This is a genomic window from Streptomyces sp. CNP082, from assembly GCF_059570535.1.
The window spans coordinates 1-16,800 of the sequence record NZ_JCANSZ010000090.1; the positions used below are offsets into that span (position 1 = coordinate 1).

General features: G+C 69.3%; 14 protein-coding genes and 3 pseudogenes. 7 read left to right on the top strand and 10 right to left on the bottom strand.

The features are described 5' to 3' along the window. Positions 1–128: 128 nt before the first annotated feature. Together B124_RS35160 and B124_RS35165 are read right to left on the bottom strand one after the other, a co-directional pair. Positions 129–527 carry a hypothetical protein gene (locus B124_RS35160; protein ID WP_496507095.1) on the bottom strand — a complete coding sequence of 133 codons (399 nt, stop codon included), beginning with the start codon at positions 525–527 and terminating at the stop codon, positions 129–131. Then, positions 524–1,372, bottom strand: coding sequence for an IS5 family transposase (locus tag B124_RS35165; protein ID WP_496507096.1), 849 nt, complete (start codon positions 1,370–1,372; stop codon positions 524–526). The genes B124_RS35160 and B124_RS35165 overlap by 4 nt, the downstream gene beginning before the upstream one ends. Here B124_RS35165 and B124_RS35170 point away from each other — a divergent pair. Together B124_RS35170 and B124_RS35175 are read left to right on the top strand one after the other, a co-directional pair. Further along, the gene (locus B124_RS35170; RefSeq protein ID WP_496507097.1) at positions 1,359–2,450 is read left to right on the top strand and encodes a WD40 repeat domain-containing protein; all 1,092 of its coding nucleotides are present in this window, start codon (positions 1,359–1,361) and stop codon (positions 2,448–2,450) included. The genes B124_RS35165 and B124_RS35170 overlap by 14 nt on opposite strands. Positions 2,451–2,496: 46 nt before the next feature. Then, a complete protein-coding gene (locus B124_RS35175; protein ID WP_496507098.1) occupies positions 2,497–3,165 on the top strand; it encodes a hypothetical protein in 669 nt (222 codons plus the stop codon). Between the two features lie 84 nt (positions 3,166–3,249). On the opposite strand, the gene B124_RS35180 is transcribed toward B124_RS35175, so the two are convergent. Both B124_RS35180 and B124_RS35185 read right to left on the bottom strand, forming a co-directional pair. Further along, positions 3,250–3,720, bottom strand: a complete 471-nt coding sequence (locus B124_RS35180) for a hypothetical protein (RefSeq protein ID WP_496507099.1) — start codon at positions 3,718–3,720, stop codon at positions 3,250–3,252. After that, complete coding sequence (locus B124_RS35185; protein ID WP_496507100.1) at positions 3,717–8,414, bottom strand: RHS repeat-associated core domain-containing protein; 4,698 nt, start codon at positions 8,412–8,414, stop codon at positions 3,717–3,719. The genes B124_RS35180 and B124_RS35185 overlap by 4 nt, the downstream gene beginning before the upstream one ends. A gap of 437 nt (positions 8,415–8,851) precedes the next feature. Here B124_RS35185 and B124_RS35190 point away from each other — a divergent pair. Beyond that, positions 8,852–9,001 (top strand): annotated as a pseudogene (locus B124_RS35190) (UDP-glucose 6-dehydrogenase); the annotation flags it as partial. A gap of 11 nt (positions 9,002–9,012) precedes the next feature. Here B124_RS35190 and B124_RS35195 read toward each other — a convergent pair. Further along, positions 9,013–9,568 (bottom strand): annotated as a pseudogene (locus B124_RS35195) (transposase family protein); the annotation flags it as partial. 529 nt (positions 9,569–10,097) lie between these two features. On the opposite strand from B124_RS35195, the gene B124_RS35200 reads away from it, so the two are divergent. Together B124_RS35200 and B124_RS35205 are read left to right on the top strand one after the other, a co-directional pair. Next, entirely contained in the window at positions 10,098–10,490 is a 393-nt protein-coding gene (locus B124_RS35200) for a hypothetical protein (RefSeq protein ID WP_496507101.1), read from the top strand. 132 nt (positions 10,491–10,622) lie between these two features. After that, entirely contained in the window at positions 10,623–10,937 is a 315-nt protein-coding gene (locus tag B124_RS35205) for a peptidase inhibitor family I36 protein (protein ID WP_496507102.1), read from the top strand. A gap of 117 nt (positions 10,938–11,054) precedes the next feature. Here B124_RS35205 and B124_RS35210 read toward each other — a convergent pair whose 3' ends face one another. The 3 genes from B124_RS35210 to B124_RS35220 form a co-directional block, all read right to left on the bottom strand. Next, on the bottom strand, positions 11,055–11,273 hold the full coding sequence (locus B124_RS35210) for a DUF6207 family protein (protein ID WP_496507103.1): 219 nt from the start codon (positions 11,271–11,273) through the stop codon (positions 11,055–11,057). Positions 11,274–11,510: 237 nt separating this feature from the next. Continuing rightward, positions 11,511–11,831, bottom strand: coding sequence for an SH3 domain-containing protein (locus B124_RS35215; protein ID WP_496507104.1), 321 nt, complete (start codon positions 11,829–11,831; stop codon positions 11,511–11,513). Positions 11,832–11,971: 140 nt separating this feature from the next. Then, entirely contained in the window at positions 11,972–14,080 is a 2,109-nt protein-coding gene (locus B124_RS35220; protein ID WP_496507105.1) for a pentapeptide repeat-containing protein, read from the bottom strand. A 231-nt stretch (positions 14,081–14,311) separates the two neighbouring features. Between B124_RS35220 and B124_RS35225 the strand changes: the two genes are divergently transcribed. Next, positions 14,312–14,560 carry a hypothetical protein gene (locus tag B124_RS35225; protein WP_496507106.1) on the top strand — a complete coding sequence of 83 codons (249 nt, stop codon included), beginning with the start codon at positions 14,312–14,314 and terminating at the stop codon, positions 14,558–14,560. Between the two features lie 85 nt (positions 14,561–14,645). Continuing rightward, positions 14,646–15,155, top strand: coding sequence for an SUKH-4 family immunity protein (locus tag B124_RS35230; protein ID WP_496507107.1), 510 nt, complete (start codon positions 14,646–14,648; stop codon positions 15,153–15,155). 24 nt (positions 15,156–15,179) lie between these two features. Here B124_RS35230 and B124_RS35235 read toward each other — a convergent pair. Both B124_RS35235 and B124_RS35240 read right to left on the bottom strand, forming a co-directional pair. Then, a pseudogene (locus B124_RS35235) lies at positions 15,180–15,734 on the bottom strand (transposase); the annotation flags it as partial. A 104-nt stretch (positions 15,735–15,838) separates the two neighbouring features. Then, the gene (locus tag B124_RS35240) at positions 15,839–16,504 is read right to left on the bottom strand and encodes a group II intron maturase-specific domain-containing protein (protein ID WP_496507108.1); all 666 of its coding nucleotides are present in this window, start codon (positions 16,502–16,504) and stop codon (positions 15,839–15,841) included. Positions 16,505–16,800: the final 296 nt, after the last annotated feature.

Here is a 16,800-nt window from a genome sequence, read left to right on the forward strand (position 1 = left end):
GCCCTGGCCCACCAGGCACTCAGCCTCAAACAGCCCCGTCACTGCGTGGACCTCTCAGTGGGCGGTTCGCGAGGTGATGTCCGTTTCTGGTTGGGGTTGGAGAAGGTTCGCTGGTGGAGCTGTGTCGGCTATGGCTTCCTGGTGAAGTTGCCGGTGTTGGCTTCGGTGAGGATGCCGAGTTTGACCAGGCGTTTCAGCTTGGCACGGGTGCCTTCGATGTTCTTCGGCAGCGGTTCGTGGCCGAGGGCTTCGCAGACGTCCTTGGCCCGTAGCGGTCCGGTTGCGTGGTTGAAGGCGGCGAGGATGCGGGGGTAGTCCGGGTGCTCGGGCAGGTCCGGCGGGGAGGCGGGGAGCCGGTCGGCGAGGCCGGTGATGGTCTTGCGGGTGATCGTGAGGTGCTCCAGGTGGGTCTCGGCCTCCCGTAACCGGGTCTGCAGGCCGTCGATCTGTGTGCGGAGGTCGTTGGCCAGGGTCCGGGCGGCGTCTTCCTGGAGGTCCAGGGCGTCGAGCAGGGGCTGGATGTTCACGCTGCCGCTGCCCGCGTCTCGTGCCAGGTGGGGGCGTTCGCGCCGGTGAGGCGTCGGGTCATGACGTGGGTCATCGCCCAGTAGACGCGGGAGGCGGAGGAGGAGGGGTGGTGCTCGTAGTCGCGGACCAGGCGCCGGTGCAGTATCAGGATCCCGTAGGTCTGCTCGGCCCTCCACCGCTTCGGCTGCGGCACGAACCCCTTGGCCTGCGGGTTGCGCTGGACGATCTCGACGTCGATGCCCAGGCTGGCGCCGTGTGTGACGACCTGGTTCTTGAAGCCCTGGTCGACCAGGGCTTTGCGGACGGTTTTGCCGGCGTGCCCGGCGACCTGGTCCAACAGGGCGACGCCCGCGGCGTTGTCGTGGGTGTTCGCGGCAAGGACGACGACCGCGATGACCAGGCCGAGGACGTCCACGGCAAGACCCCGCTTGCGGCCCGGCACCCGCTTGGCCGGATCGTGGCCACTCGTGGCCGCGGGGACCCCGGCGGCCACGTGGACACTCTGGGTGTCCAGGACCACCAGGGCCGGGTCCTCTAATCGCCGGGCGCGTTCGCGGACCTGGCAGCGCAGGAGTTCGTGGATGACCTGGTCGGTCCCGTCGTCCCGCCAGGCGGCGAAGTAGTAGTAGGTCGCGCTCTTCTGCGGCAGATCGTGCGGGAGGTAGGCCCACTGGCAGCCGGTCCGCCCCTGGTAGAGGATCGCGTTCACGATCTCCCGCACGTCGTAGGCGCCCTGGTGGCCGCTGACCGAGCGGTGCCGGTCCTTCCACGCGGTAATCACCGGCTCGATCAGAGCCCACTGCTCATCCGATAAGTCACTCGGGTACGGCATGCGTTCACTCACCCGGACACATCACCAGATCACCACCCGCAGACCGGAAGATTCCGCCCCACCGCCACACCATCAGGCGACAGCAGACCCACTCAAAGACTCACGAACCGCCCACTTAGAGGCTGCCGTCCTCGACCGAGGCCAGCACCGCCTCGCCCTCACGGTTGGCCTCGACAAAACCGCGTTCCTGTGGGACCTCGACACGCACCGGGTCATCGCGCGAGCACCCGTGGGTTTCACCCAGGTCGTCGGGATCGAAGAGTTCGACGGCCAGCCCCTCCTACTGCTCGCGGGAATCGGTTTCGCCGAGGTGCATCACCTCGACACCGGGGTCAGCATTCCCCTCACCATGCGTGACCCGACCGAGCCGCCCTACTCCCAGAGCACGGATGCCGGAACGACTGGACGACTCGACGGGCGTCCGATCGCGGTACTCGCGTCAGTGCGAAAAGTCCTGCGAATCTACGATCTGGCCACAGGGGAGGTCCTCGGCCAACCGGTCGACATCAACGTCGAGGACGAGCAGCGCGACAGCGTGGACCAGCCGACGGCCGTGGCGCTGCTGCCTGTCAACGGCAAGCCAGCCGCCGTGGTGCTGAGCGGACACCCGAACCTGGGCGACAGGTTCGCAGTCGACCTCTGGGATCTCGTAGACGGATCGCGCCTCGCCGAGCTCGAACCGGCTGCCACCCCGGCCGTCACGACCACGATCGTCGACGGACGGCCGGTGGTGATTACAGCCGGGGCCGAGGGAGTCCTACGTGTCTGGGACGCGGAGGAGCAGCGGACTCTACACACGATCGTGACCGGCGCAGACCGCGTCCGCTTCCTCACCGCTGGCGTGTTGCACGGACGTCCGGTCGTGCTCGCCGCGAGCCACGACGGCCCCGTGACCACCTATGATCTGGCCACCGGCACGGCTCTGGACGAGTTCCGGCTGCCCGATACCTGCCGCGAAATCTGCCTCGGCGACCGCGGAATGCTCGTAGTCGGGATCCAGAACGACATCGCCGTCATCGAGACCGAGATCCAAGGTGTCGTCTTGGAGCTCAGCACAGCGTCCGCGCCGCGCAGATCGGGAGAAAAATAGGCAGTCCGAGGTGTGGCGCGCCCGGGATCGCGGCCTGGGAGGTGAGGTGGCCGTGCAGGTACTCACCGCGCCCGGCCCGGGGGAAGCGGCGGAACCGGCGTCGGCGCGGGCCCGCTTCGAGCAGGTTGCCGCCCAACTGGCCGGTCTGGAGAGCCCGTACCTGGCCACCGTCGTCGGCCACGGCGTCACCCAGCTTGCCGGCCAGACCGGCATCGGCTACCTGACGCTGACACCGCTGCGCGGCCGGTCCCTCGGGCAAGTGCTTCGCGAGCAGGGCGGCGCCGACTGGCGCCGGGCGCTGGCCTGGACGGAGCAGATCTGCGCGGCACTGGCCGCCACCCACGCCGCCGGGCTGGCGTACGGAAGCCTCCAGCTCGCAGGCGTGCTCGTCGACGACGGCGACGGCGAGGGAAGCGTTGAGCACGGCACGGTGACCGTCCTGGACACCGCCCACGCCGCGCTCACCGACACCGGTCCTCCGCCCGCCGAGACCGACGCGCGGCACGCGGGACCCGTGCCGTATCTCGCGCCGGAACGAGGCCCGGGCACCCCGGCGAGTGCGCCCGCCGACGTCTACGCGATCGGCTGCCGGCCCTCGGCGCCTCGCCGGGAGCCCGCGCCTACTACGACCGACTCTGAGCCCGCGAAATGGGCCACAACGCCGCCCTGCGACAGCTCGCCAACCGCCTCGTCGGCATCCTCCACGGCTGCCTGAAGACCGGCACCTTCTACGACGAAGCCACAGCCTGAACCACAACGAACCACTCTCTGCTTGACACGTCAGCGCATGGGATGTCTGTCAGCCGACGACCGCCTCGACGAGCACCGGGAGGTCGCTGTCCTGCTGGATGGCGCCGACGAGGAGAGTACGGTCCCCCAGCCGCCAGGCACTGTGGTGGAGGTAGTCGAGCCCGCCGGTCGGATCCCCCTCCGCCGGTGCCAGCCGGCCGCCGAGCGGCCCCTGCTCCACCTCCGCCGCCACCCGGCGCGACTCCGCCTCCGCCTCCTCGTACAGCGCTTCGAGGGCCTCGAAGCCCTCGTCGTCCTCGTCCACTTCCCGCAGCCACAGCGTCACCGCGAGATGGACCCCGGGCGGATCGCCCTGGATGCCCGCTGTCAGACCGTCCTTCTGCCAGACCCGCGGAAAGGGCGCGCCCGGCCTCGCGCGCAGCACGGACCAGCCTTCCTCCTCAAGCGCCGCCGCCAGCAGCTCGCCCGTGAGCTGCGGCGCGGAGGCCAGGCGCTGGACGAGAGCGATGAGTTCGTTCATGTGCTGATCATCCCGTTCGCCGGTACGTGGAACACCTGCAGTCTGCCATCACTCATGGCGTCCGCCACCGACTGGCTGACCGAGCTGTCGGAGAACAGTTCGCGCAGGTGGTCAGCGCCCTGCGGGCTGGAGGTGGCGTAGCGGACGCCGTTGGCGCCGAGTTCGTCGTTGAGGGCCACCAGGCGCTCCGCCTGGTCGATGATCCGGTCCTGGTTGTAGTGGCGGTGCTCCGGGTTGTACTGGGACGACGACCACTGGTTCTCGTTGCCTGTCCACTTCGCCTCGACGAGGAAGTTGTCGGCGGTCGGCCCGCCGTCCACGTGCACCTCGCGGCCGTTCTGCAGCTTGAAGACCTGTTCGTAGTCGGTGTGCGTGACGAACCGCTGGTACTGGTACGAGACCCGCGACAGCAGCTTGTCCGTCAGCCAGTCGATCCGCAGGAACTGCGGGCACATCTGCAGACCCAGCGGGTCGGACCAGGTCAGCGGGTTCGGCGCGTACGCGTAGTTGTCCGGTGCGGCGGCGAGGCCGAGGGGGTCGGGGGTGAGGAACCGGGTGCTGCGCGGGTCGTAGTAGCGGTGGCGGTTGTAGTGGAGACCGCTCTCCTGGTCCGCGTACTGGCCGGGGAAGCGCAGGGGGCAGGCGGCAGGGGCGGCGGGGTCCGTGCCGGCCGGGCCACCCCACACCGTGGCGCGGTGGCGCCAGACGACCTCGCCTTCCGGGGTGATCAGGTCGGTGGGCGCGCCGACGAGGTCGGTGGCGATGGCGTAGAAGCGCCGGTCGATCTCCTCCTGCGGCGCGTCGCGCAGCGAGCGGCGTTCGCTCTGGGCCACGGGCCGGTGGCCGCCCGGTTCGTAGTCCCAGGTGACGCAGTGGCTGCCGCCGTCGTCGGTGAGCGTCGACTGTTCCGCAAGACGGTCGCCGTCCCAGGCGAAGTCCACGCGCCGGGCCACGCCCCCGTCGGGGGCGAGGAGTTCCTTGGCGAGCCGGCGGCCCATGGGGTCGTAGCGGTAGCGCCACCGGCTGCCGCCGGGGGTGACGACCTCGGTGAGCTGGTCGTCCGCGTCCCAGGTGAACTGCCAGGTGCGGCGGGTGCCGGAGAGCGTGCGGCGGGTGATGCTCGTGCAGCGCCCCTGGTCGTCGTAGTCGTAGCGGGACCTGCCGGCGTGCCGGAGGCGGTTGCCCGTGTACGTGTACGACTCCGGCTCCGCGGCCGTCCCGGGGCCGGCGGCGCCCGCCTCGGCCGTCGTGGCCGCCGCCGCGGACGTCACGTTGCCCGCGGCGTCGTAGGCGTAGCGCTCGCTCCAGCCTTCGGCGCGTACCGCCGTGATCCGTCCCTCGGCGTCCAGTTCGAGGGTGCGGGAGCCGGCGTGCAGGTCGTCCAGTCCGACGAGCCGGCCGGCGGGGTCGTAGCGGTAGTCGGTGCGGCCCACGGTGCGGAACTTCGCCAGCGGGTCGTGCGCCGCGGACTCGCCCGGGGCCGTCAGCTCGCGGCCGGTGAGCCGGTGGCTCTCGTCCCACCGCTGGCCGATGCGCAGCTTGTCGCCGAAGACCCGCTCGGTCTCGCGGCCGATCTGGTCGTACGCGAACGTGACCTCGTGTCCGTCGGCGACCAGCCGCACCGGCAGGCCGTTGTCCGCGTAATCCCACTCGCTGACCGCCCCGGAGGGCGTGCTGCGCCGACGCCGCCTGCCCAGTTCGTCGTACGCGTAGCCGGTGGTGCGCCCGTTGACGGTCTCGCGCAGCAACCGCCCGGCGTCGTCCCTCTCCACCTCCAGGACGGCGTCGGCGTTCTGCGCGCGGACCAGGCGGCCGTCGGTCCCATACGCGTACGTGGTGGCCGCGGCGCCGCTGAGCTTCTCCACGATCCGGCCGCGGGAGTCACGCCGGTACGTCGTCGTCTGCCCGGCGCCGTTGGTGCGCGCACTCAGCCCGCCGGCGGCGTCGCGAGCGTAGCGCAGGACGCGGTCGTTGAAGTCGGACTCGGCGACGAGCCGGCCGGCGGCGTCGAAGTCGTAGGTCCAGGTGGCGCCGCGGGCGTCGGTGACGGTGGTGAGGCGCAACTCGGTGTCGTAGGCGAAGAGCCGGCGCGCTCCGTCCGCGCCCGTCTGGGCGGCGAGCAGGTCGAAGTGCGTGTACTCGAAGCGCGTCGTGGCGCCGGTGGGGTCGGTGTGGGCGACGAGGTTGCCCTCGGCGTCCCAGTGCCAGGTCTCGGCCGTGCCGTCCTGGTGGGTGCGGGTGACGGGCTTGCCCTCCGTGGTCCAAGTGACGTGCGTGACCTGGCCGAGGGCGTCGACGGTGGCGGTGATCCGGCCGAAGGCGTCGCGGCGGCGCTCGATGGCGGCGCCGTGCTGGTCGACGGTGCGCACCGGCAGCCCGCGGGGGTCGCACTCGACGCGGGTGGTGACGCCGAGGGGGTCCGTGAGGGCGGTGAGGCCGCCGGCGTCGTCGTACGCGAAGGTGGTCGTCGCGCCGAGGGGGTCGGTGACCGAGGTGCGGTTGCCGCGCTCGTCGTAGGTGTAGCTCCAGCAGGTGCCGTCGGCGCCGTGGAGGACGACGGGCAGGTGCATGTCGTTGAACTCGGCGGTGACGCGGGTCTCGTCCGGGGAGACGACGGCGGTGAGGTTGCCGGCCTCGTCGTACTCGTAGCGGGTGGTGTGGCCGAGGGCGTCGGTGTGGGAGCGGAGACGGTTGCGCTCGTCGTAGGTCCAGCGGTCGGTGTTGCCGAGCGGGTCGGTGACGGAAGTGCGCTGGAGCAGCTCGTTGTGGTGGTGGACCGTGGTGTGGCCGAGGGAGTCGGTGAACGCGGTGGTCCGGGCCGCGGCGTCGTAGGCGATGGTGCAGTCGAGGAAGCCGTCGGGGCCGCTCCCGCGCACGCAGCGGTCCTCGGTGTCGTACGCGAACTCGTACCAGCTTCCGTTGCGGTCGATCCAGGCGGTGACGCGGCTGTGGTCGTCGTAGGTGTAGCGGAACGGTTCTCCCGAGGAGTTGACCACCTCGGCGAGGTTGCCTTCGGGGTCGTATCCGTACGACACGAGGACGGTGCTGTCCTCCCCCTCCCGCAGGGCGAGGGCGGTGATGTTGCCCTCCTCGTCCGTGCGGACGTCCACGTGGTAGCCACCGCTGTGCCGGAGCGCCTCCGGCAGGCCGTCCGCCGCGTAGTCGAAGTCGATCCGCTGCCCGTCGCGGTCGGAGACGGCGCGTACCGGCAGCACGAGCGGACCGCCGTCTTCCTGCGCGCCGCCGGCGGCGAAGTGCCGTGTCAGACCGCTGGCCGGATCGGTGACCCGGATCTCGCCACCGGCCGTGCCGTCCCAGACGAGCGGCCAGGCCGGCCCCTCCTCCGGCAGCACGGGCACGCCGGGCCGGGGAACGGGGTACGCCAGCAGCATGCCGTCCTCGGTGGCGAGGGCGGCGCCGTCCGCGTCGATCTCCAGCCGCTGATCGAAAGTGGAGGCCCACGACGCGCCGAACCAACGGCCGTAGCGGTACGTGGACAGATGCGTCCGCGTACACGTCAGCGCGAGCAGTCCGGGCAGGCGGACGTCGGTCTCGATCATGATCATCTCGCCGGAGACCATGTCCACCGGATCCCCGCCGGGGCACCGGCCCACGGCCGCCTTGCCCTTGGCGACGAGGTTGTCCATTCCGCTGCGCAGGCTGTTGGCGGCGCCTCGGAGCTTGTTGAGGCCCTTGGTCCCGAGGCCGCGGATCGCGGCGGCCATGCCCTTGAGGCCCCCCTTGGCGAGGGCCTTGAGGCCGCCGGCGAGCTTGCCGAGGGTGGTGAGGCCCTTCATGCCGGGGATGCAGTCCAGCGCAGCGAAGGCGACGTCCCACAAGGAGGCTTGGCCGTTCAGGTACTTGTAGAGGGTGTCGGCCAGGACGACCAGCGCCGCGGCGAGGACGACCCAGGCCAGGGGTCCGCCGATGATGAGGACGACGATGCCGAGGACGGCGACGATGACCTTGCAGACGTTGACGATCGTGTCCCAGTTGTCCTTGACCCAGTCGACCGCCTTCTCCCACCACTTACGGTTTTGGATACCGGCGTCCGAGGCCTCCTCCAGCTTGTCCTTCGCGTCCGACGCGGCGTCCTCACGCATCTGCTTGGCGTCGGCGGCCATCTTCTTCGCCGCTTCGAGGCCCGACTCTGCGTTGTCGACTGCCTGCTGGGCGGACGTCTGGGCGGACTTGGCGTCGGTGGCGTTGCGGGTGGCGGCGCGGACTTCGGAGTCGTCGGGCTTGTCCTTGCCCTCCTTCTCGTCGTACTCCTCGGTCTTGGCGGTGGCGCGTTCGACCCAGGAGGTGGCCGAGTCGAGCCGGCCGGTCGCGGATGTCAGGTCGTTGCGGGCCTCGCGGCCCCGGGCTAACGCCCGGTCGGCCAGGGACTGCGCGCGTTCCAGCTTCGGCCAGTACGCGGCCAGCGCGTCGCCCGCGAGATCGTACGAACGCTGCAGCTTCTTGAGGTTCTTGGGAACCTCTTCGAACTCGTCCTGGAACGCCTTCGCGGTCTTCCCCGCCCACCGCAGCAGGGCATCCTCACCCGCCATGCCCTTGATCTGCCGCAGCGCATCCGCTACATCATCCGCGAAGTCGTGCAGCTCACGCGCCAACTGCCTGACCCGCTCCGGATCCCCCGGCGTCGGGTCCTCATCGAGATCGAGTATGTGCCAGTCCGTCGGACGATTCCCCACTGCTCCCGACCCCCGAAGTCCCCTGCCAAACACCCCTATCGGTGCCCGAACAACGCTCATCGGTACCCACGCGTGCATGAAAAGACGACAGATGGTGGCGATCGGTTTCAGGCGGCGCTGAAGAGCAGGTTCGTGCCTGGTCGGTGAGGAGCAACAGGTGCTGCTTGCCGACTGGTGACCGGGCGGATCACCCGACGACCGGTCGTACGTGACGCCGCCCTCCAAGGCATCCACCCGCTCCCTGCGGTCCTGCGCGGAAGGGTAACTGCACGCGGGAACGGGTGATGAGACGTCGCTCCATGGATGACCCCCTCCTGTCGCGGACAGCAACCGCACGGGGTATGACGGCATGCGGCACTGACAAGACGTCATGAACGGGAATCATCTAGCGAGCCGTTTTCGGCCAGACCGTTGGTGCTCCAGAGGACTGCGACCTGCTGCACAAGTTCGCCCCGGCCGGGGACGCCGTCGAGGTGGCCTGGAACCCGGAGTTCCTGCGCGAGTCGTTCGCCATCGAGGACACCCTCAGCCCCGACCGGCTCGTCCTCGGCTTCGAGACCGAGCACTCCTTGGCCGAGGCAATGAGCCTTTTCCAACCTCAGTTCGTGGTGGTGAGGTGGAGTGTGAGGGCTGCCTGGACGAGGTTGGGTGATGCGGGTGGTCGAGCAGCGTAGTTTGCGCAGGAGGCGCCAGGTTTTCAGGGTGGCGATGGCGGGTTCGACCAGGGCCCGGATCTTCGCGTGGGACCGGTTGACGGCCTGCTGACCTGCGGAGATCTTCTCCCAGCGACCCCAGATGGGGACACGGATGGTGCCTCCCGCTCCTCGGTAGCCCTTGTCCGCCCAGCACTGGATGCCGGCTTCGGCGAGAGCGTCGATGATGCCGTGTTCGCGGGCGGCGCGGACGCCGTGGATCGCGCCTGGCCGGGCCGGTGAGGCCCATAGCAGTCGGCCCGCCGGATCCGTGAGGATCTACACATTCATGCCGTGCTTCTTGTGCTTGCCGGAGTAGAAGGGCCGGTCCGCGGCGGTCCGGTCGGTCGGCAGCAGGGTCCCGTCCAGCAGTACAAACGCCTTCGACGATGCGGCCCGTACTGCTTCGGCGAGGCTGGGAGCGAGGGCGGCCAGGACCTCCACGGCCTCGGTGATGTACCTGGGCAGGTCCAGTCCGGACGGGTGGACAAGCACGTGAAGCCTCTGGCGGAACGGGTGATCTTGGTCGTGAGCCCGTCTACCAGGGGCTTCGTCTGTCACGCCAACCGCCGGGCTACATCAGCAGGTTGGAAAAGGCTCACTGCCTCAAGGTGATCGTTCGGCTCGGCTGCCGCTTTGAAATCTCCTGATAAGACCCCGGGAGCCACCCGGCCGCGGCCCTCCGCTGGCGGTGGGCCACCGGCCGCACAGCGGAACAGGGCGCGCGGTCGCTGGCATAGTGAGGGCGTGAGCACCGACGAGGCGGAGCTGGCCGCCATCAACAGGATCATGACGGGCTGCCCCGACGAGACCATCACCGTGACCCTCGCCCGCTGAACCCCGCGTGGAGAACCGGACCATGCCGCCCTCGGGCTCGCGGACCTCGCCCCCGGCGGGCCGACCTCGCCGGGTTGGCCTGCCGGGGTCGGCCAGCAATGACATGAGTTGCATGGCCCGGCGCATCGCACAGCGCAGTGCCATAGTGGGGCTCGTGAGCTACAGCATCTTCGTCCAGCGGTTCGTGTCCGGCGATGAGGCAGCAGTGGACACCGGCATGTTCCGGAACATGATCGCCCCGTACGTCGTCGGGGATCCTGTGTACGGCTGCTACAACGTCCGCGCCGGCGACGGCAGCAGCGCAGAGATTCACGCATCCGACGAGCCGGACATGACCGGATTCATCGTCACCCGCTTCACCAGTGGTGCCGTGATGGACCTCGTAGCCGAGATCGCCCGCGCCCTGGGAGCCTGCATCCTGCTCCAGGAGGGCGTGGCGGTCGTGGCCGACCCGATGGGCCGTGAGCAACTGCCTCCGGAATTCCAGGAGTCGGCCGTGATCGGCCTCACGAGCGCGGGAATCGACCTCGCGCTGACCCGGGCGTGAGCGTCAGCAGCTCGACCCGCCCCTAGAAGTCTCGTCCCGGTATCGACAGCGCAGAGCGTCACCGCCGTCCCGGCCGGTGAGCCGGCCGTACGGGCCCCGCAGCCCGCGAGGGCCCGTACGGGCGGCGTCGCCGTGAAGCTACCGGCGGCGCGGGATGGTCACCCGGGCCTTCGCCACGACGATGCCGGTCACCGGGACTTCGGCGGCCAGCCCTGGGTGAAACGGGCCGTCGACGGCAGCGTGAAAGACCTGCCCTCCGCCATCCGCGACCGCGGCAGCTCGGTCCGCAACAACTCCAGCCGCACCGCACGCGTCTACGAAAAGCGCGACTACTCCGGCCGGTGGGTGTGCGTCACCAAGAGCGGCGGATCCATCCACGACCTGCGCAGCTACAACCTCAACGACCAGACCCGCTCCCTGCGCATCAACCGCAACGACTGCGGCTGAAACCCCGCGGCGACCCCGCGGGGAACACGGCTCACCCCGCCACGGCGGCGGGTCGGCGGGAATTCCAGGAGGCGCCCCGACCTGCACACCGCCGACTCTTAGCAGCCTGCACCTTGGTCATCCTCGGAGACCGTCGAGGCGAGGTCGGCCAACACCGACGATGACGCCGTCTTCGCCGGGGACCCGCCGTGGTGGCCAGCAGGTGCTGGCCGGCCACAGCCGGGCCAGGGCGGCGGCCGCGGCCACGGCGGTGTCCTCGTCAGCCGCGCACAGCTCGACGTGCACGAGGCCGGGGGTCTGCAGGATATGGCGGCAGCGCCGCTCCCTCGTACTCATACTCCGACGAGGGCCGCAGGACGGGCACAGGTTCGCCGCAGCCGGCAACATCGCCCGATCGAGCAGCGACGCCCCGTGCCGGGCACGTGCGTCGGTCATGCGGCGAGGGCGGGGAGCGCGTATCCGTGGCCCGCAACCGCCGCCGGTGACGACGTCGGGCCGCGCCTAGCGCTCGACGCCGAGCCGCACCCCGGCGGCCCCACCGGCGAGACGTTGGGCACGCGTGGGGACTCGGGTCTATTGCCGGTAGAGATCGGCGCAGTTGAAGATCACCCACCCCTTGAGCGTCTTTCCGTGCTCCCGGAATTGGATCTTGAGGTGTGAGAAGCCGCGCTTCGGCCGCTTGCGCTCCAGACCTTCCAGGACCCTCACCTTCTCGCCGCGGTGGACCACGCCGACGCTCGGGGCCGTCTTCCGCGGCGCGGTCCGGACGTTGGCTGCCGTGCACGTCACCTTGACCACCGGCCTCGAATACCGGTCTGCCGGAGTCGAAGACGGCGCCGCGGCCGCGGGCGCGGGCGCGAGACCGGCCAGCACCGCGCCGGCAACGGCGGCCACGACCGACTTAGAGATCATTTTTCGCATGACCGGCCAACACCGGCAGACGCCGCCGGTCACGGCATGCTCGGGAAGATCACCATGTTCGGTGACCGCCCGCTGTGGCATCGCCTGAATGCCGGCGGGTTTTCTGGTGGTGCTCAGCGTTTAACGCGGCTGCGGATCGCGAGCGCGGCCAGGCCGAGGAGGACGGGTTCGGTGAAGCGGGATGCCATCTCGATGTAGCGGCCGACGGTGGTCAGGTTCTGTCCGCTGGAACGGAAGACGACCGAGTTGACGACGACGTCGGCGGCCTTCTGTGCGCGGGGCCCGGTGAAGCGCTCGGCGAAGGCGGCGTGCAACTCGGGGTCCTTTTTGCCGATGACGCCTGCGCCGGGCGGATGCGGCTGCGCGGGGGTGTCCGGCAGGCCGACGGCCATCATCAGCAACACGGTGACGGCCATGGCGCCGAGCAGCCAGCCGACCGCCCGGGAGGCGCGCAGTCCGTAGCCGGACAGCGCCCAGTACAGCCGCAGCAGGAACCGTTCGCCCGCGGGGATGTGCGGGGCGTGGCGGCGCATCTCCATCTCGCCGTAGTAGAAATCCGCCGCGCCCGGCTCGTCCTTGGCGTCCTCCAGCGCCTTGCGCAGTTCCCGGTAGAGCGGCACCAGCGCGGCCGGTTCCAGCGGAGCACTGCCGTCGGGCTCTGGCGTCCATCCCACTGCGGCGCGTGCGCGTGTGGCGCGCCAGTGCTGCTCTTCGGCCAGGGTCTGCCGCGCGGTGAAGTGCGCCGGTAGCAATCCGCGGCGGTGCCAGCCGCCCGGTGCCCGGGGCAGCGGGCAGCGTCCGTACAGGCGGAGTTGGTCGAGGTGGACGGTGCCTGCGAACCGGCATCCGGTCAGGTCGACGTCGGTGAGCGACAGGTGCGCGGCATCGACTCCCCGCAGGGACAGCATGCGCACCGGAGCCGGGGTGATCCCGGTCTCATCGACTGCATCCGCCGACCTCCAGAGGAACGGGGTGGCGTCGGCGGTCACGCTCGTCGGGTACTCCAGCACCGCGTCGCTGAGGTCCACGGCCGCGTGCCTCAGCCGCAAGGCAGCGGTCGAAGCCCAGCGTGTACGTCGGCAGTTCAGAGCATGCGCGGCTACCTCGACGATGACGGCAGCGCCGAAGACCGCGGCCGACAAGTCCAGCGTCCCCCGGCAGGCCACTGGGCCGATCCGCGGTGCACTCTCGAAAAGGGCCCCGCCGAACCGGGCGTCGTTCTGGAAGGTCACTCCGCCAAATCCGGCGTAGCCCTGAAAGGTCACTCCGCCGAACCCAGCTTCGCTCTGAAAGGCCGCCCCGGCGAACCGGGCATCGCCTTGAAAAGCCGCACTGTCGAACCCGGCGTCGCCTCGAAAGGTCGCCGAGTTGAACCGGGCCTCGTCCTCGAAGGTCGCCTTGTCAAACTGGGCGATGGCGTGGAAGGTCACCTCACGGAACCCTGCGTCGCCCCGGAAGATCACTCGGTTGAACATTGCCTCGCCCTGGACAGTCCCCCCGCGGAACTCGGCGTCGCCGTGAAAGGCCGCCCTGTCGAACTGGGTGAAGCCCAGGAAGGTCGTCTCGCGGAACCAGGCGTCGCCCTGGAAGGCCGCCCCGTCGAACGAGGCACCACCCTGGAAGGTAGCTCTGTCGAACCCTGCACCGTACTGGAAGGTCGTACGGCGGAACCGGGCTTCGTCCTGGAAGGTCGCCCCGCCGAATATGGCACCACCCTGGAAGCTCACCCTGCCGAACACAGCGGTGCCTTCGAAGGTCGCCGCGTCGAACAAGGCGTTGCCCTGGAAGGTCACCTTGCGGAACCAGGCGTTGCCCTGGAAGGTCGCCCCGCTGAACCGGGCTTCGTTCTGGAAGGTCGCCCCGCCGAACATGGCAACTTCCTCGAAGGTCGCCCCGTCGAAGTCGACGGCGCCAAGCAGCAGGTGGCCGGTGGCGGGGTCGCGTACGGCGTTCAGCAGGCGGCGCAGGAGAGCAGAGTCGAAGGTGGTGCCGGGGTGGTGGAGATCGCTTCCTGGGCTGAGGGTGGTCAGGTAGGCGTCGCGGTCGGCGTCGGCCAGGTGGGTCAGGCACGCGTCGTACGGCTCGGGCTCGTCCCCGCCGCCGTCGGGTGCCGGGCGCCGTACGCGACGCCCCCGGCACCCTACCGGGTCCTCGCCGTCTGGGTCGGCACCGCGACCGCAGTACGGATAGTTGCGTGGCTCAGCCGGGTCGGTGGCGGTCATAACGTCGACGACGCCGCTGAGCCAACGCTGGTTGCCACACACCTCACAGAGCCAAGCGGACACGGGCCGGCCACGGGCAGCGGCATCTCCTCGGCCTGAGTCAGCCGTCTCGGGCTTCGGCGGCCAGACGTCAGGCGTGCCGCGCGGATGTCCCGGATCAGATGCCCGGAATGTCAGTGCCGCCAGGCATCCTGAGATCCGAACTCGAACGGCCCCGAGAAGGGATGATCGATGACGCAGACCACGCGGGACGCCCCGGTCGCCGAGGAGTTGCCCGAGGCGCTGGGTGCGCGCCGGATCGCCGGTCTGCTCGCGGGGCGGCTCGGGGAGCCGGTGGCCGCCGACGACGTGGAGGAGTTGGTGGCGCAGGAGGTGCTGGTCTCCTCAGGTTCGTATAAGGGCTGGCCGCTGTACGCGACGGCCGACGCGCACGCCCTCGATAAGGGGTTAGTGCGCTGGCTACTGAACTTGATTGGGTGATGTCGGGACCGGCTGCCTGACGTGAGTCGCCTGTCTCGCGGGCCGGTGGGTGTTGCCGGGCAGTCCGTCGGGAGAGGATTCTCCTGTGAGTCAGCCCCTGCCGCAGTTGCCGAAGCCCGAGTTCGTCTTGATCCCCATCGAGGCCCCACCGGAGGTGCCCACCCAGATCTCTGCCGATCTCAGGGAGAGTGGCATCCCTGGCGGGTTGATCGGATACGAGTACCGGCCGCTGAGCGAGCCTGTGTACTTCGGGGGGATCGGTGAGCGGGGACTGGTCGCCATCGCGACGAGTGGCCTGTTCGGACGCATCGCCGTCGACCTGGCCAGTGGTCACGTGGTGCAGATTCCCAAGATCGAGTCGGCGACGGCCCATCACGTGAACAGAGACCTCGACTCTTTCCGTCGATGCGCCGCCGCTGTGATCGCACGCTTCCCGTTCTATGCGGAGGACGACGAGGAGGGATTCGAGGAGGTGGCGGAAGAGCTGCGCGATCTCATCTCCGTCATCGACGAGACCGCTCTTGCGCACAACGGGTTCTGGGAGACCTTCTGCGACGACGTGGCGATCGGGGACTATGCGGACTGGGATACGTGATCAGGGACCGGTCCCCGGCATCGGTCAGCCGTCCAGGCTCAAGCCGGTGGCAGCGATGCAGCCGTCGACGAGGTCAGGGCGGTACTGGATTCCCTTGAGCCGGCGCTTCACGGCTCTGGTGATCTCACCGAGGTCCGCGGCGGCCAGGTTGCCCAGGTCGCGCTTGACCAGCGCCCAGATGCCCTCGGTCGGATTGAGGTGGGGGGCGTAAGTCGGGAGTTGGAACACGGTCAGCCACTCGGCATTCGCGTCGATGAATTCCTTCATACCGGCGGTCAGGTGGAGGCGGACGTTGTCCCAGACCAGCACGATCGGGCCCCCGAGTTGGATACGGGCGCGGACGATCAGGTCGCGGAAGTCCCGCCATCCGAAGCCCTTCGGCTCGTCCTTGCGGCCCCGATACTCGCGGATCGCATAGATGAGCCGGGACCGTCGGCCCGGTTTGAAGCAGACCATGCCCGCCATCGACACCCGTCCCGAACCGCGTCCTCGAACCCGCACGACCGGGGTCTGACCGATCCGTCCCCACGTCCTGGCCCGCGGCGGAGTCATCGACTGCCCGGCCTCGTCGCTGAGTAGGCCCGGGGCGCGGTGCCGGGATTGCTCCCGGTCCGTTTCCCCGGACCTCTCGCCGAACCCGCCGTGCGCCTCTCGGCGCAACGGGCTCTCCACGGTCTCTGCCGTCAGGCGGTCTCGGGGACCCAAGGGTTGGGGATCGTGTTGCCTCGGTAGCGATACCGGGTGACCGGGATCGCGCTGATCTTCCGCAACTCGATCCCGCCCGCCGCGATCGGAAGCCACCGCCCAGTGGGGGTGGTGAACCGTCGACGGACGTCCCGCCAGTTCCAGCGGTGCCGCACGCGTAGAAGGCGGACCAGTCGACCCCAGATAAGGTCGTCCACTTTCCTGAAGACGTGTTTGGCGACCGCGTGCCGGAAGTAGTGGGCCCATCCCTGCGTGGCTCTGTTCAGGTTGATCAGCACCACGGCCAGGTCCTGCTGCGACGTTCTGTGGGTCAGGGAGCGGATCTTCGCCTTCAGAGCCCGTAGGGGCCGATCGGCGATGAAGGTGTAGACATACCACTTCTCCGTCCCCCTCTTGCGGCGCCACTGGATGTGGAACCCCAGGAAGTCGAACCCTTCGCTCAGGTGCACCACCTGGGTCTTGGCCGGTGACAGCCGCAACCCCATCAATGCGAGCACCTGGGCGACCTCCTCACGAAGGTCCTCGGTGTCCTGCCTGGTCCCATTGACCATGATGAGAAAGTCGTCCGCGTAGCGGACGAGCCTCCACGATGGCAGGCCCTTTTGCCCGGCGTCGTTCGCGTCGGCTGCTGGTGGACAGCTCACCGCCGCTCTCCCATGCCCGGTGCAGGTGCTCGTCGAGCACCGACAAGGCGATGTTGGCCAGCAGCAAGGAGAGGATGCCCCCCTGGGGCGCAATGCCACTCATTTAAGCTCCTCGGCATTTCGTCATCCACTTTTCCACAGCGACACTCCCGTGCGTTCTGTGGATAAAGCGGCAGGTCTTTCCTTCTGTTCCTCCTCTGCCTGCCTTCTGCTATCTTCTCGCCATGCTTCAGGGCGATCGTGGCACCGCGCTCGCGGGTGTACGTATGACGGATCGAATCGGTGTAGGGGTCCTG

Excerpts from the sequence above, each read along its gene's own strand:
- B124_RS35170 (WP_496507097.1), top strand. The coding sequence starts at position 1,359 with ATGCGTTCACTCACCCGGACACATCACCAGATCACCACCCGCAGACCG.
- B124_RS35180 (WP_496507099.1), bottom strand. The coding sequence starts at position 3,720 with ATGAACGAACTCATCGCTCTCGTCCAGCGCCTGGCCTCCGCGCCGCAG.
- B124_RS35210 (WP_496507103.1), bottom strand. The coding sequence starts at position 11,273 with ATGAGTACGAGGGAGCGGCGCTGCCGCCATATCCTGCAGACCCCCGGC.
- B124_RS35220 (WP_496507105.1), bottom strand. The coding sequence starts at position 14,080 with ATGACCGCCACCGACCCGGCTGAGCCACGCAACTATCCGTACTGCGGT.
- B124_RS35225 (WP_496507106.1), top strand. The coding sequence starts at position 14,312 with ATGACGCAGACCACGCGGGACGCCCCGGTCGCCGAGGAGTTGCCCGAG.